This window comes from uncultured Acinetobacter sp. (genome assembly GCF_947624825.1).
Lineage (GTDB): Bacteria > Pseudomonadota > Gammaproteobacteria > Pseudomonadales > Moraxellaceae > Acinetobacter.
The window spans coordinates 23,152-36,791 of record NZ_CANQLZ010000027.1 but is presented as its reverse complement, the minus strand read 5'-3'; the positions used below and the strand labels follow the sequence as shown (position 1 = coordinate 36,791).

The window sequence follows — 13,640 nt, the reverse complement described above, 5'->3', positions numbered from 1 at the left end:
GGGGTATCGCCAAGTGGTAAGGCACCGGGTTTTGATCTCGGCATCCGTTGGTTCGAATCCAGCTACCCCTGCCATCTCTTTCCCAATTCTAACCGCCAAGGGTGCTTCATGCCCAATCTTGTCGTTTTTAGTGGAACTGCGCATCCACAATTCGCTCAAAAAGTCGTAAGCCATTTACATATTCCTCTAGGTGCTGCATCTGTTTCTACCTTCTCTGATGGTGAAATTGCTGTAGAAATTACTGAGAATGTGCGTGGTAAAGACGTATTTATCGTACAGCCTACTTGTGCCCCAACCAACAATAACCTCATGGAAATTTTGGTCATGGCAGACGCGCTGCGTCGTGCAAGTGCTGGTCGTATTACTGCAGTCATTCCTTACTTCGGTTATGCTCGTCAAGACCGTCGTCCTCGTTCAAGCCGTGTGCCAATTACTGCCAAAGTTGTTGCAGATATGCTAACAACAGTCGGAATTGACCGTGTGGTGATGATCGATTTACACGCTGACCAAATCCAAGGTTTCTTCGATATCCCTGTAGACAACATCTACGGTACACCAGCATTGTTGGCTGACTTACGTCAACAATCGCATCACAACCTCATGGTGGTTTCACCTGACGTAGGTGGTGTGGTACGTGCACGTGCTGTTGCAAAACAAATGGGCGATATTGATCTTGCAATTATCGATAAACGTCGTCAAAAAGCGAATGAATCACAAGTGATGCATTTGATTGGTGATGTGAAAGATCGTGACTGTGTCATTGTTGATGATATGGTCGATACTGCAGGTACATTGTGTAAAGCCGCTGATGCATTGAAAACTTTTGGTGCACGTAAAGTTGTCGCTTACGCAACTCACCCAGTATTATCTGGTAAAGCAATCGAAAACTTAAAAAATTCAGTGATCGATGAATTGGTAGTTACAGACACCATTCCGCTTTCAGAAGAAGCTTTAGCGCTTGGTAAGATTCGTCAAGTTTCAGTGGCAAGCATGGTTGCTGAAACAATTCGTCGTATTAACAACGAAGAATCTATTAGCGCAATGTTCGATTCTTATCTATAATCGAACGTTCAAATTTCAAAGCCCTGCCACTTGGCGGGGCTTTCTATCAACTAGACTGGTCGCGAGTCTAGTCCATTAACTTAAATAGGATGTCTATCATGGCAAACTTCGTATTAAATGCAGTAGCACGTGAAGAAGCAGTACAAGGGAAAGGTGCGAGCCGCCGCCTTCGTCTTCAAAACCAAGTTCCAGCAATCATTTACGGTGGCGAAGCTGCTCCTGTAACTGTAACTTTAGAACTTCGTCAACTTGTTAAGTTCTTAGAAAACAACTCTTTCTTTGAAGAAGTTATCGAAATTCAAGTAGGCGACAAAGTTGAAAACGTTAAAATCCAAGCGTTACAACGTCACCCTGCTAAAAACACGCCTATGCACGCTGACTTCAAACGCGCATAAGTGTTTATTGGTGTAATTAGTGGCTAATCTTTCGCTAATTGTTGGTTTGGGTAATCCCGGTCGGGAATATGCCCAAACCCGCCATAATGCAGGCTTTTGGTTTGTCGAACGCCTTGCAGAACGTTATGGTATCAATTTAAAAACCGACCCCAAATTTAACGGCATCAGCGGCCGTGGCAATATCGAAGGTCAAGACGTTCGTTTATTGTTGCCCACCACTTTTATGAACCTATCGGGTAAAAGTGTTGTGCCTTTCGCTAAATTCTACAATATTGCGCCTGAACGCATGTTGATTGCACATGATGAACTGGACATGAATCCAGGTGTCATTCGCCTAAAAACTGGCGGCGGTCACGGTGGTCACAATGGTCTACGCGATATCGTGCCACATACGGGTCCAAACTTTCACCGGTTACGTATTGGTATTGGTCATCCGGGTGCAAAGGATCAAGTTTCAGGTCATGTCTTAGGTAAAGCACCGAGCAAAGAACAAGATCTCATGGATGATGCAATTCATCATGCCCTTGCCCAAATCAAACTGTTGGTCAATGGCGATATTCAGCCTGCCATGAATCAAATTAACGCCTACAAGCCATAAAACGTATCCCCTTGCGCATTGTGTATTTTCAACGCACAATGCATTGCGCTCGTGTGCGCAAAATTAATGGATGAATTGATCTTATTGGGAGCTTGCTATGCTATCTCGTTTACTTAAATGCAAAATTCACCGTGCGGTGGTGACTCATGCGGAATTGCACTATGAAGGTTCATGTGCAATTGATGGTACTTTAATGGACCTCGCAGGGATTCGTGAATACGAAGAAATTCACGTCTGGAACGTAACGAATGGCAAACGCTTTACCACTTATGCAATTCGTGGTGAAGAAGATTCTGGCATTATTTCAGTCAATGGTGGTGCTGCCCATCAAGCAGATGTAGGTGATTTAGTGATTATTGCCACTTTTGGTGATTTTACTGAAGCTGAGGCAGATGCACATCAACCACGTTTGGTTTATGCCAACCCAAATAACACAGTCAATCACACTGCAAACTGTATTCCAGTACAAGTCGCTTAAAGTTTAACTGTGTATAAAAAACCCGCCAATTGCGGGTTTTTTTATACTTGGTCAAATTGTATTTTGCCGTGTAGCAAATGATAGCGAATGCCTTGAGCACGCTTAAATGCCACGTCATAAGAGGCATTGGCAAGCGTTAATACACGTTGCTCAAATTCATCCCACAATGGACGCACTTGTTTATAGTGAATACCCAAGCCACTGTCATCGGTTAAATGGCGGTTTTTTTCACACAGTTTTAACGCATGATACAACTTACGCCCACGACTGGCATCACTACGTAAACGCACGCGTTTTGAGTGTAAAAAGCCCTCTACGTGCTGTAGCTTGGCAAGTGGCAGCATCGGAACTAAGATTTGATCAAGCTGGGCATCTAGACGAATCCAGACAGCAATATGTTGCTCAGGGGTATATTGATTCCAATGAATGACTTCATGGCTAAAACGTCGACATCCACGACAGACCAAATCCCCAAACACAGTAGAACAACGCCCTGCACACGGGGTTAAAGAGGCAATTCGACGCTCATTGCTCAAAATAAAAACTCCACATTCTGCCTTAAGATTTAGCGCGCCTAGCATAGCTTGATCGAGTACGATTAAAAAGCCTTATTTTTTGTAGGGAAATTTTGAATATTGTCAGAATTTCAGTTAAAATGTGCTCCTTTAAAATTTACTAGCTACATTTGGAGTATCCATGAACGCTACTGTAGAACAGCTTGCACCTGTAGAACAGCAAGCGACCGCTGACTGGGTTGTTGCGGCACTTTATCAATTCAAAGAAGTTCAAGATCCTGCCGATCTTCAACAACGTCTTTTAGACTTGGTAAATACCATCAATCTTTGCGGTACTCTTATTGTAGCTGGCGAAGGCATTAACGGCACCGTTGCCGGTGATCGTGCTTCAATTGACACAATTCATCAATTCCTTTTAAGCGAAGGTTTTAATGAAATGGAATATAAAGAATCACATAGTGATGAAAAACCATTTCGTAAAATGAAAATCAAGCTCAAAAAAGAGATCGTGACTTTAGGCGTACCCGTTCAACCACGTGATTTGGTAGGTCACTATCTTGATCCTAAAGAATGGAACGAACTGATTGCACGTGACGACGTCATTTTGGTCGACACCCGTAATGACTACGAATACAAAGCAGGTACCTTTAAAGGTGCACTCGACCCAAAAACTGAAACTTTCCGCGAATTCCCTGAATACGTAAAAAATAACCTCGAACAGCATAAAGATAAAAAAATCGCCATGTTCTGTACAGGTGGTATTCGTTGTGAAAAATCAACCTCGTTGCTTTTACAAGAAGGTTTTACCGAGGTTTATCACTTAAAAGGCGGTATCTTAAAATACCTAGAAGAAACTCCACCTGAACAAAGCATGTGGGAAGGTGAATGCTTCGTGTTTGATGGTCGTACAGCGGTCACGCATGGCGTTGAAGAAGGTCAAAATGTGAAGTGTCATGCCTGTGGTTGGCCTTTACTTCCTGAAGAAGTAGAATTGCCAAGCTATGAGCATGGTGTGTCTTGCGTGTACTGTATTGATAAAACCACAGAGAAGCAAAAAGAAGGCTTCCGTATGCGTCAATCACAAATTGCTGCTGCAAAACGTAAGCGTCTGTAATACGGTTACCTTAAAGCCCGCATCTTGCGGGCTTTTTTTGATTTACAAAAGCGTGCTTTATCTTGTATTCAAAGCCGTTTAGCATCAAATTCTTTGCTTAAATTACATGAGCGTATTATTTTGACTGACTGGATTATTGGCATCATGGAGCGCCTAGGTTACTTAGGCATTGCGCTGTTGATGTTCCTTGATAATGTATTTCCTCCCATTCCCTCAGAAATCATTATGCCCTCTGCCGGCTATACGGCTTCCCAAGGCTCATTAACCTTAATGGGTGTGATTATTGCGGGCAGCTTTGGCTCAATGTTAGCCGCTGCCGTGCTGTATTGGCTCGGGTACCAATTTAGTCATGCGGCCATTTTTCGTTTTGTCGACCGCTATGGTAAATATTTATTTATTAAATCAGAAGATGTAAAAAAATCATTGGCATGGTTTGAACAATATGGTCATCGGATTGTATTTTTTGGACGTATGGTACCTGCGGTACGCTCTTTAATTAGTATTCCTGCTGGCATGAGCCGTATGCCTTTTTGGAAATTTATGCTGTTTAGTAGCTTAGGTACCATCATTTGGACTACATTTTTAGCCTGTATAGGTTTTTACTTTGGCGAAAATCAAGCCTTAATGCAGCAAATTTTTAGCCAAGTGGGCTATGTCATCGTCGCGATAGTTATTGTGATTGTAGGGGTGATTTTATACCGGCGCCACTTGCGTAAAAAACGCCATTAAAAAAAGCACCCTCGGGTGCTTTTTTAGTCTAAAACTTAGCTTGGTGTGTGATACATCAAATAAATTTCATTTAAATTATCTGGAATTTCTTCTGCTAATTCGTCCATTAACTGACCGTTACGACGGAAGGTTTCCATTTGCGGATCTTCTTCATCAATACCGCTAAACACCATAATCGGTAAAGTTAAATCCACCAATTGCTCTTCAAATTCATCGGTAAACCAAGCTTCTTCATTTAAGAACATAGCATCTACGAAACCTACGCTCCAATCACCTAGGCTTGATTCAGTATCTGCTTCTTCAATTTCAAAAGGAAATTCAATACCGTCTTCATTGGCTAAGCTTTGACGAATCGCATCTAACCATGCTTTAACCTGTGCGATGATTTCTGCTGGAACCTTTTTCTGATTGCCTTCGAATAATTCATCCAACCATTTGTCAAACTGAGGGCCAACTGCAATGGCACATAAAAAACCATGTGTCGCAGCAAAATCTAGACCGTACTCGTTTTGGTCGCCATCTAAATATTCGCTTAACTGGTCTAAATCAAAAGCACTCATCTAATATCCAAACTTAGAAATATCGAAAGGTTTAGCATAGCATTTATTCAAGCCATGCTACATGAAAATTGCTTAATCTTTGTCGTCAAAATCATCGTCATCGTCGATGTCGTAATCAAAATCTTTAAGTTCACGTTCTAAACGACGTTGCGCGAGTAATTCATCGATGAGGCGGCGTTTTTCCAACGACTCTTTAGCACTCAACTTCGGTGAGGCCTCCTCGAAATTAACATCATCATCACCGTAGTTATCATCTAGTTCAAAATCTGTCGAAGACACTAAAACTACCTCTAATGAAAAAATGTAATGGGTCTAGGCGCTATTTATCTGCCTTTGTTGATCTTGTCAAGTTTTATTGTAAAAACACGCTAAAATTAAAGTTTTTAATACAATTCGTGCTTTTATTTTCTGTGTATTTATTGAACAATGAACGCTTGATATCAAAATATGTTAAAATATATAAAGATTTACAGCAATGCTGCTATTTGTGCTTGTAATTTAAACACGCACCCCCATATTGAACTTAAACCCTATAGCGACAAATCATGCCTGAACAATCAATTCAAAAACTATGTTTTGAAATTGTGCTATCATGCACGGTTTTTTACTGCCACAGATTTAACCAAGAGTAAGCAAAGATGAGCGATATGACTTCCCCTACTTCTCAAGTAGCGGCGCTGATTAGCCGAGGCAAAGAGCAAGGTTACTTAACTTACGCTGAGGTTAACGATCATCTCCCAGACTCAATCACTGAAAGTGAACAGATTGAAGACATTATTCAAATGCTTCAAGACGTCGGTATTCCTGTGCATGAACGTGCGCCTGAATCTGATGATGCTATGTTCGACTCAAACAATGCTGATGCAGCCGATGAAGTAGCGGAAGAAGAAGCCGCTGCGGTATTAGCATCTGTAGAAAATGAGCCAGGTCGTACCACAGACCCTGTACGTATGTATATGCGTGAAATGGGTACGGTTGAGCTGTTAACGCGTGAAGGCGAAATTAGCATTGCCAAACGTATTGAAGAAGGGATCCGTGACGTTCTCAATTCAATTGCGTACTGGCCAAATGCCGTTGAAGTTGTTCTCCAAGAATATAATGAATATGTCGCAGGCGAGCGCCGTCTTGCTGACGTTTTATCTGGTTATTTAGACCCAGAAACTGATGATGATATTCCTGAAGTTTTAGAAGAGGAAGTGGTATTAGAAGAAGATACCCCGTCTAAAACCACCAAAGATGTCAAACTTGACGACGAAGATGAAGACGAAGAATCAGAAAGTGATGATGATTCTGAAGCTGATTCAGGTCCTGACCCTGAAATTGCCAAAGTGCGTTTTGCTGAATTAAGCGATGCGTGGAACAACACTAAACTTGCCATTGAAAAACACGGTCGTGACAGCCAAGAAGCAACTCAAGCACTTGAAGCACTTGCAACTGTATTTATGATGTTTAAGTTTACCCCACGTCTATTTGATTTAATTTCAGAGATGATTCGTGGTACACATGATCAAATTCGTGCTTCAGAACGTGAAGTGATGCGCTATGCGATCCGTCGTGGTCGTATGGACCGTACCCAGTTCCGTACTACCTTCCCAGGTCAAGAGTCAAACTTTGCTTGGTTAGATGAACAAGTTGCCAAAGCCACACCTGAGCAAAAAGGCTACCTTGAAAAAGTACGCCCAGATATTTTAGCGTTCCAACAAAAGATCGCGGATATTGAAAAAGAGCTAGGTTTAAGCGTTAAAGACATCAAAGACATTTCAAAACGTATGGCGGTTGGTGAAGCCAAAGCTCGTCGTGCTAAAAAAGAAATGGTTGAAGCGAACTTACGTCTTGTCATCTCAATTGCTAAAAAGTACACCAACCGTGGCTTACAGTTCTTGGATTTAATTCAAGAAGGTAACATTGGCTTGATGAAAGCGGTTGATAAGTTTGAATACCGTCGTGGTTATAAATTCTCGACTTATGCAACATGGTGGATTCGTCAGGCAATTACCCGTTCAATTGCAGACCAAGCGCGTACCATTCGTATTCCGGTACACATGATCGAAACCATTAACAAGATTAACCGTGTTTCGCGTCAGTTGTTACAAGAAATGGGCCGTGAACCGACACCTGAAGAATTAGGTGAACGTTTAGAAATGGACGAAGTAAAAGTACGTAAAGTACTGAAAATCGCCAAAGAGCCAATTTCTATGGAAACGCCAATTGGTGACGATGAAGATTCACATCTTGGTGACTTCATTGAAGACAGCAACATCACTTCACCAATTGATGCAGCAACGTCTGAAGGCTTAAAAGAAGCGACCCGTGAAGTGTTAGAAAACTTAACTGAACGTGAAGCTAAAGTCTTAAAAATGCGTTTTGGTATTGATATGCCAACTGACCATACTTTAGAAGAAGTGGGTAAACAATTTGATGTCACGCGTGAGCGTATCCGTCAGATTGAGGCAAAAGCATTACGTAAATTACGTCATCCATCTCGTTCTGAACATTTACGTTCATTCCTTGAGAATGACTAATCTATACATGCAACAATACTGACTTGAATATGGGGGAATCTCCCCCATAATATGAGTATAAGCGCATACATCAAAATACCTGCTTTTAGCAGGTATTTTTAATTAAGAGGTGTCCCATGATTGACATGACCAATCGTACTCCATCACGCGAACTCCAAGAAGATCTTTGGGTTTTTCCTATGGACTATCCAATTAAATTGATTGGTCTTGCAGGTGCTGAGTTACATGCGGCTGTGACAGAAATTTTTGTAAAGCATTTTCCAGAATTTGATGGCAATAGCATGAGTGTTACCCCATCACGTACAGGTAAGTATCATTCAATTACCGCTCAGCTACGTTTTGAAGAACTTGAGCAAGTACATGCTGTCTATGCTGATCTTGCTGCTTGTCCGTTAATTCGTACTGCCCTGTAAGTTAAAAAAACACGCACTTTGCGTGTTTTTTTATGGCTCACCTTTTTATGTTAATTCATCTTATAATCAGCAGCACTTGTTCGATTGTATAGGACACATACTGTGACAGATGTGGTTAAACCTGCTTTAGTAATTCGTCATTATCACGACTTAACCCCGTATGAAGCACGCTTTTTAGAGATGAAAAGCTTAACCGAACAGCGTGATGAAACCACACCCGATGAACTGTGGATTTTGCAGCATCATGAGGTACTCACCCAAGGGCAAGCCGGCAAACCTGAGCATGTGCTAATGCCAAGCCATATTCCATTGGTGCAAAGCGACCGTGGTGGTCAAGTGACATGGCATGGTCCGGGACAATTGGTGGCTTACTTTATGTTTGATCTCAATCGTCTAGGTTGGAATGTCAGAACTTTGGTCAGCTATGCTGAAAACCTGATGATTCATTTGCTGCAAAAGTATGGCATTGCTGCCTATGCCAAAGCAGATGCACCGGGCGTTTATGTCAATGAGCGTAAAATTGGCTCACTCGGTTTTAAAATTCGTAAAGGTCGTAGTTATCATGGCTTAGCACTTAACATCGATTGCGACTTATTTGGTTTTCAAACCATTAATCCGTGTGGCTATGCTGGACTTGAAATGGTTCGGGTCATGGATTTGGTGCCTAATTATCCCCGCTTTGATGACTTATGCCGCGATATGATTGCAAGTTTAACCACGAGCGGTTACTTTAGTGATATTCAAGTGATTGATGCTTAAATTAAAAAATAATCTTTAATAAAAAAAGGATGCATCTGTGATTGCAGCAAGCGCCGTTAAACCCACATTACAGCAAATCTATGTCAAAACCATGATGGACGTGATTGGGCGTGGTTTGGTCATGGCAAGCCAAGTCGATCAAGAAGTGCAACACGAAATCAGTCAATTTCCGGTAGGATTTGTACTCTCGATGAGTGTCTTCCCGAATGGTCCTGCTTTTGTGGCACAAGTCAACTCAAATGGACAGTTGAATTTACTCAATGAATATGCAGACAAGCCTGATTTGACGGTGCGTTTTAAACATATGCATCATGCCTTTTTGGTGTTTTCTTTTCAAGAAAGTACCGCCCAAGCCTTTGCCAATGACCGTATGGTAGCAGATGGCGATTTAAGCTATGCCATTCGTTTGGTGCGTTGCTTAAATAAAATGGAAGCACTGATTTTACCTAAACTTGTGGCTGAACTTGCCGTCAAACAATATCCAACTCAATTACCCTTAAAAGACAAATTACGTGGTGCTGCCAATATTTATTTAAAAGTGGCGCAATCTTATTTAAAACGGAGTGATCAGCATGGCTAAGCCTTATTACGAATTTTTCTGTCCGGTGAAAGTCATTGCAGGTCATGCAGCACTTGAACACATCCCCTTTGAACTGGCAACTTTGGGTGCTAAACGTGTCCTCATTATTACCGACAAAGGCGTGCGTCAGAATCAACTTTTAACCCCTATTGAAGCAGCATTTGCAGCAAGCGATAGCGTAATTGCGGGCATTTTTGATGATGTGCCACCAGATTCAAGTTTACATACCGTACGCCTAGCAGCCCAACTGTACCGTGAGCAACAATGTGATGCGATTATTGCCGTCGGTGGTGGTTCAGTCATTGATACCTCAAAAGCCACCAATATTTTAGTCTCTGAAGGTGGTGACGACCTATTGCAATATTCCGGCGCTCACAATTTACCTAAACCGCTTAAACCGTTTTTTGTGATTCCCACCACGTCAGGAACGGGTTCTGAAGTGACCATGGTGGCTGTAGTGGCTGATCCTGAAAAAAATGTCAAAATAGCATTTGCGTCGTATTACTTAATGCCACATGCAGCGATTTTAGATCCACGCATGACCCAAACCTTGCCACCTCATTTAACCGCAATGACAGCAATGGATGCCATGACGCATGCCATTGAAGCTTATACCTGTATGGCAGCCAATCCAATTAGTGATGCTTATGCGACAGCGGCAATTAAAAAAATTAGTGAAAATCTGTTTCATGTATTAGATAACCCTGAAGATGCTCAAGCGCGCTTAGAACTTGCTCAAGCTTCTACCATGGCAGGCATTGCATTTTCTAATTCTATGGTCGGCTTGGTACATTCCTTAGGGCATGCTTTAGGTGCAGTTGCACATTTACCGCATGGTTTATGTATGAATCTGTTTTTGCCTTACGTGCTTGAATACAATCAATCGGTCAATGGCGATAAAATCGCAGATTTATTATTGCCGTTTGCCGGTGCTGAAATCTATGCACAAACGTCTGCACACTTACGGGCTGAAAAAACCATCCGCAGCATTAGCACCATGCGCGATCGCTTATATAGCCTCACCCAATTACCACGCACATTGCGTGAAACCCATAAAGTCAGCCAAGCACAATTTGATGAAATTGCTGACAAAGCCCTGAACGATGGTTCCATTATTTATAATCCTAAAGAAGCCACCTTGCATGATTTAAAGCAGATCTTAGAAAAAGCTTGGTAATTTAAAAAATTTACGCCAATATAGCGCAAAAATCAGCCTGATGTTTTTTTGAGCATCAGGCTTTTATTGTTTGCTAGTTTCGCTTCAACAACATGGCATATTTTGTGCTAGCAGCAAGATACAGCTGCTGACAAATGCACACATTTGAAGTAGATTGGCGCAGTTTTATTTTATCTATGGGGGGATCGTTCGTCTCAAACGATCCTTATACACAATGACTGATCCTTGATCAACGATTAAGAGGATAACGCCGTTGACTAATGTTCATGGGACTCAATCGGTAGCGAAACTGCAAAAAACGCTAGGGCTGTGGCATATTATTATTATTGGTTTGGCTTATATCCAACCCATGACCTTGTTTGATACCTTTGGTTTGGTATCTGACGAAAGTAATCTTCATGTTCCAACCTCTTATATTTTTGCCTTAGTGGCAATTTTATTAACTTCACTTAGCTATGGTCATATGATCCGTCGTTATCCATCTTCGGGTTCGGCGTACACCTATGCACAAAAATCCATTCACCCCAATGTGGGCTTTATGGTGGGTTGGTCGTCGTGGCTTGATTATTTACTCTCGCCAATGGTGAACATTATTTTGGCGGTGATTTATTTAGAAGCGCTCTTCCCTGCTGTCAATCATTGGGTTTGGGTGGTGGTGCTTACAGCCTTTATGACGGGGATCAACTTACGTGGTGCACGTTTTGTTGCCAACTTTAACAGTCTGATTGTGTTTGTACAGTTGATTGTAATTGCAGTATTTACTTACCTTGTATACAGCAAATTACAAGCAGGCTTGAATGCCGATGGCCCAATTTCAGCTGATGCACGTTATCAATTATGGAGTCTTGAACCTTTTTGGAACGAGCTGACCTCTGTTGGTGCATTGATTACCGGTGCCACTTTACTATGCTTCTCCTTCACAGGTTTTGACTCACTGAGTTCATTAGCTGAAGAAACCAAAGATACAGAAAAAACCTTACCCAAAGCAATTTTCTTAACTGCACTCATTGCAGGTGTGATTTTTATTGTCAGCACCTACTTTATGCAAATTTACTTCCCGAATAATCCGGGCAGTTATTTTGAAAACATTGCTGAAACACAACCTGAAATTCTTATGTTGGTGGGTGGTTCGTTGTTCCAAGCTTATGTACTTGGCTTTGCCATTGTGACTGTTATGGCATCTGGTATTTCAGCGCATGCCGGCGTATCACGTTTAATGTATGTGATGGGTCGTGATGGCGTGATTAACAAGAAGATCTTTGGTCATATTAGTCCAAAAAGCTTTACACCGTCTTACAATATTTTAATTGTGGGTGTTGTGGCGTTAACCGCAGGCTTTATGGATTTAGACATGGTCATCTCATTAATTAGCTTTGGTGCTTTAACTGCATTCACCTTTGTCAATTTATCGGTGATTTCACGTTATGCATTACGTGATGGGCGTACCAAAACCTTTAAAGATATTCTCAATTATGTGATTGTGCCTTTATTAGGTTTCATTAGCGTATTTGCCTTATGGCTTGAAATTGAAGAGGACTCGTTAAAATATGGTTTATGGTGGGCAATGCTGGGGATTTTATACTTAGGTTATAAAACCAAAGGCTTTAAACAACCTGCTCCACAACACAACGAGTTTGACGAACGTTAAAATTGGGTATTAAAAAAAGGCGCTTGATGCGCCTTTTTTATGTCTTAACGCAAGCGGCAGTAAAAGCCCATTTGCGTATCAATGCGATTATCTTTAAAACCTAAACTTTGAATAAAAGCGTTACGATCTTGTAATAGCTTTTGCCCTGCGATGCTTAAACGTCCACGATTAATATAGGCTGCGTTATACATATCATTGACTACGCTTTGATAAATGCCACACACTTCTTGACGCTTAGCTTTGGTCAGCTCTCGGCCACGCCAAGTCCGTTCAAAATCATTTTGCGTTAAGGTTTTGCCCCATGCCTCAATTTTTTGATTCATATGTTGTTGCATGCTTTGTAATGCAGTTTGAATTTCAGCACGCGTATAGGGTTGTATAGAGGCTACTTGTTGGACTACAGCTTCATCATGCGCAAAGAGATTGCTATTACAGCTCATGAAGATCAGGCATAGACTGAATTGATGTTTTAATAATGGTTGAATTGGCACCCTAAGCTCACTTGTGATGTTCTTACACAGGTTATAACTAAAATTGTGGCAATAAAAAAGATGCTAAACAAAAAACCACCCCAATGGGGTGGTTTTTTTTATAAGGTTTTAAAGCCCTGCTGACGCCATGCTTCATACACAATCACCGCAGTGGCATTGGATAAATTCAAACTACGTGAATTTTCCGCCATCGGCAAACGAATCCAATGCTCTTGTGGAAACATTAAACGCACCTGTTCCGGTAAGCCGCGGGTTTCAGGTCCCATCAGCAATGCAATCGGACGATTTAAATCCGAGGTATGCGGGGTTTGGCTACCTTTGGTGGTTAAAGGATAGATTGCATCCGCTCCAATGCCTTTATTGGCTAAATCTGCAAGGCATTGGTCGATGTTATCCCAAATTTGCATATTGGCATATTCGTGATAGTCCAAACCTGCGCGTTTGAGTTTTTTATCATCCAATTCAAAACCTAAAGGTTTGACCAAATGCAGCTGTGCACCGGTATTGGCACATAAACGAATGATATTGCCTGTGTTGGCAGGAATTTCTGGTTCGTATAACACAACATGGATCACGAAAGTTCTACCTATTGCATGGGG

The 13,640-nt window shown here is 41.6% G+C and carries 17 protein-coding genes; 12 read left to right on the top strand and 5 right to left on the bottom strand.

The genetic code is table 11. The annotated features are described in order from the left end of the window. Positions 1 to 108: 108 nt before the first annotated feature. From Q0017_RS07970 to panD, 4 genes are all read left to right on the top strand, one after another. A complete protein-coding gene (locus tag Q0017_RS07970) occupies positions 109 to 1,062 on the top strand; it encodes a ribose-phosphate pyrophosphokinase (protein WP_297424710.1) in 954 nt (317 codons plus the stop codon). A 98-nt stretch (positions 1,063 to 1,160) separates the two neighbouring features. Next, complete coding sequence (rplY, locus tag Q0017_RS07965; protein WP_298145060.1) at positions 1,161 to 1,457, top strand: 50S ribosomal protein L25; 297 nt, start codon at positions 1,161 to 1,163, stop codon at positions 1,455 to 1,457. Positions 1,458 to 1,476: 19 nt separating this feature from the next. After that, complete coding sequence (pth, locus tag Q0017_RS07960; protein ID WP_298145057.1) at positions 1,477 to 2,055, top strand: aminoacyl-tRNA hydrolase; 579 nt, start codon at positions 1,477 to 1,479, stop codon at positions 2,053 to 2,055. Positions 2,056 to 2,152: 97 nt separating this feature from the next. Beyond that, on the top strand, positions 2,153 to 2,533 hold the full coding sequence (gene panD / locus Q0017_RS07955; protein WP_297424702.1) for an aspartate 1-decarboxylase: 381 nt from the start codon (positions 2,153 to 2,155) through the stop codon (positions 2,531 to 2,533). Positions 2,534 to 2,574: 41 nt separating this feature from the next. On the opposite strand, the gene Q0017_RS07950 is transcribed toward panD, so the two are convergent. Then, positions 2,575 to 3,069 (bottom strand): DUF1289 domain-containing protein, encoded by a 495-nt coding sequence (locus Q0017_RS07950; RefSeq protein ID WP_298145054.1) that lies wholly within the window; start codon positions 3,067 to 3,069, stop codon positions 2,575 to 2,577. A 160-nt stretch (positions 3,070 to 3,229) separates the two neighbouring features. Here Q0017_RS07950 and Q0017_RS07945 point away from each other — a divergent pair, with 160 nt between their 5' ends. Together Q0017_RS07945 and Q0017_RS07940 are read left to right on the top strand one after the other, a co-directional pair. Then, positions 3,230 to 4,162 carry a rhodanese-related sulfurtransferase gene (locus Q0017_RS07945; RefSeq protein ID WP_298145051.1) on the top strand — a complete coding sequence of 311 codons (933 nt, stop codon included), beginning with the start codon at positions 3,230 to 3,232 and terminating at the stop codon, positions 4,160 to 4,162. Positions 4,163 to 4,276: 114 nt separating this feature from the next. Then, positions 4,277 to 4,891 carry a DedA family protein gene (locus tag Q0017_RS07940; RefSeq protein WP_298145064.1) on the top strand — a complete coding sequence of 205 codons (615 nt, stop codon included), beginning with the start codon at positions 4,277 to 4,279 and terminating at the stop codon, positions 4,889 to 4,891. 35 nt (positions 4,892 to 4,926) lie between these two features. On the opposite strand, the gene Q0017_RS07935 is transcribed toward Q0017_RS07940, so the two are convergent. Both Q0017_RS07935 and Q0017_RS07930 read right to left on the bottom strand, forming a co-directional pair. Next, positions 4,927 to 5,451, bottom strand: coding sequence for a YecA family protein (locus Q0017_RS07935; protein WP_298145048.1), 525 nt, complete (start codon positions 5,449 to 5,451; stop codon positions 4,927 to 4,929). 72 nt (positions 5,452 to 5,523) lie between these two features. Beyond that, positions 5,524 to 5,730, bottom strand: coding sequence for a PA3496 family putative envelope integrity protein (locus Q0017_RS07930; protein ID WP_298145045.1), 207 nt, complete (start codon positions 5,728 to 5,730; stop codon positions 5,524 to 5,526). 359 nt (positions 5,731 to 6,089) lie between these two features. Between Q0017_RS07930 and rpoD the strand changes: the two genes are divergently transcribed. From rpoD to Q0017_RS07900, 6 genes are all read left to right on the top strand, one after another. Beyond that, entirely contained in the window at positions 6,090 to 7,973 is a 1,884-nt protein-coding gene (gene rpoD / locus Q0017_RS07925) for an RNA polymerase sigma factor RpoD (protein ID WP_298145042.1), read from the top strand. A gap of 125 nt (positions 7,974 to 8,098) precedes the next feature. Next, the gene (locus tag Q0017_RS07920) at positions 8,099 to 8,386 is read left to right on the top strand and encodes a DUF493 domain-containing protein (protein WP_297424722.1); all 288 of its coding nucleotides are present in this window, start codon (positions 8,099 to 8,101) and stop codon (positions 8,384 to 8,386) included. A 102-nt stretch (positions 8,387 to 8,488) separates the two neighbouring features. Then, a complete protein-coding gene (lipB, locus tag Q0017_RS07915; RefSeq protein WP_298145039.1) occupies positions 8,489 to 9,145 on the top strand; it encodes a lipoyl(octanoyl) transferase LipB in 657 nt (218 codons plus the stop codon). Positions 9,146 to 9,182: 37 nt separating this feature from the next. After that, the gene (locus Q0017_RS07910) at positions 9,183 to 9,725 is read left to right on the top strand and encodes a hypothetical protein (RefSeq protein ID WP_298145036.1); all 543 of its coding nucleotides are present in this window, start codon (positions 9,183 to 9,185) and stop codon (positions 9,723 to 9,725) included. Further along, positions 9,718 to 10,902, top strand: coding sequence for an iron-containing alcohol dehydrogenase (locus Q0017_RS07905; RefSeq protein WP_298145033.1), 1,185 nt, complete (start codon positions 9,718 to 9,720; stop codon positions 10,900 to 10,902). Before Q0017_RS07910 ends, Q0017_RS07905 begins: the two co-directional genes overlap by 8 nt. A 253-nt stretch (positions 10,903 to 11,155) precedes the next feature. Then, positions 11,156 to 12,550, top strand: a complete 1,395-nt coding sequence (locus Q0017_RS07900) for an APC family permease (protein WP_298145030.1) — start codon at positions 11,156 to 11,158, stop codon at positions 12,548 to 12,550. Between the two features lie 44 nt (positions 12,551 to 12,594). On the opposite strand, the gene Q0017_RS07895 is transcribed toward Q0017_RS07900, so the two are convergent. Together Q0017_RS07895 and Q0017_RS07890 are read right to left on the bottom strand one after the other, a co-directional pair. After that, positions 12,595 to 12,990 carry a hypothetical protein gene (locus tag Q0017_RS07895; RefSeq protein WP_298145027.1) on the bottom strand — a complete coding sequence of 132 codons (396 nt, stop codon included), beginning with the start codon at positions 12,988 to 12,990 and terminating at the stop codon, positions 12,595 to 12,597. A gap of 149 nt (positions 12,991 to 13,139) precedes the next feature. Next, the gene (locus tag Q0017_RS07890; protein WP_298145023.1) at positions 13,140 to 13,616 is read right to left on the bottom strand and encodes a tRNA (cytidine(34)-2'-O)-methyltransferase; all 477 of its coding nucleotides are present in this window, start codon (positions 13,614 to 13,616) and stop codon (positions 13,140 to 13,142) included. Positions 13,617 to 13,640: the final 24 nt, after the last annotated feature.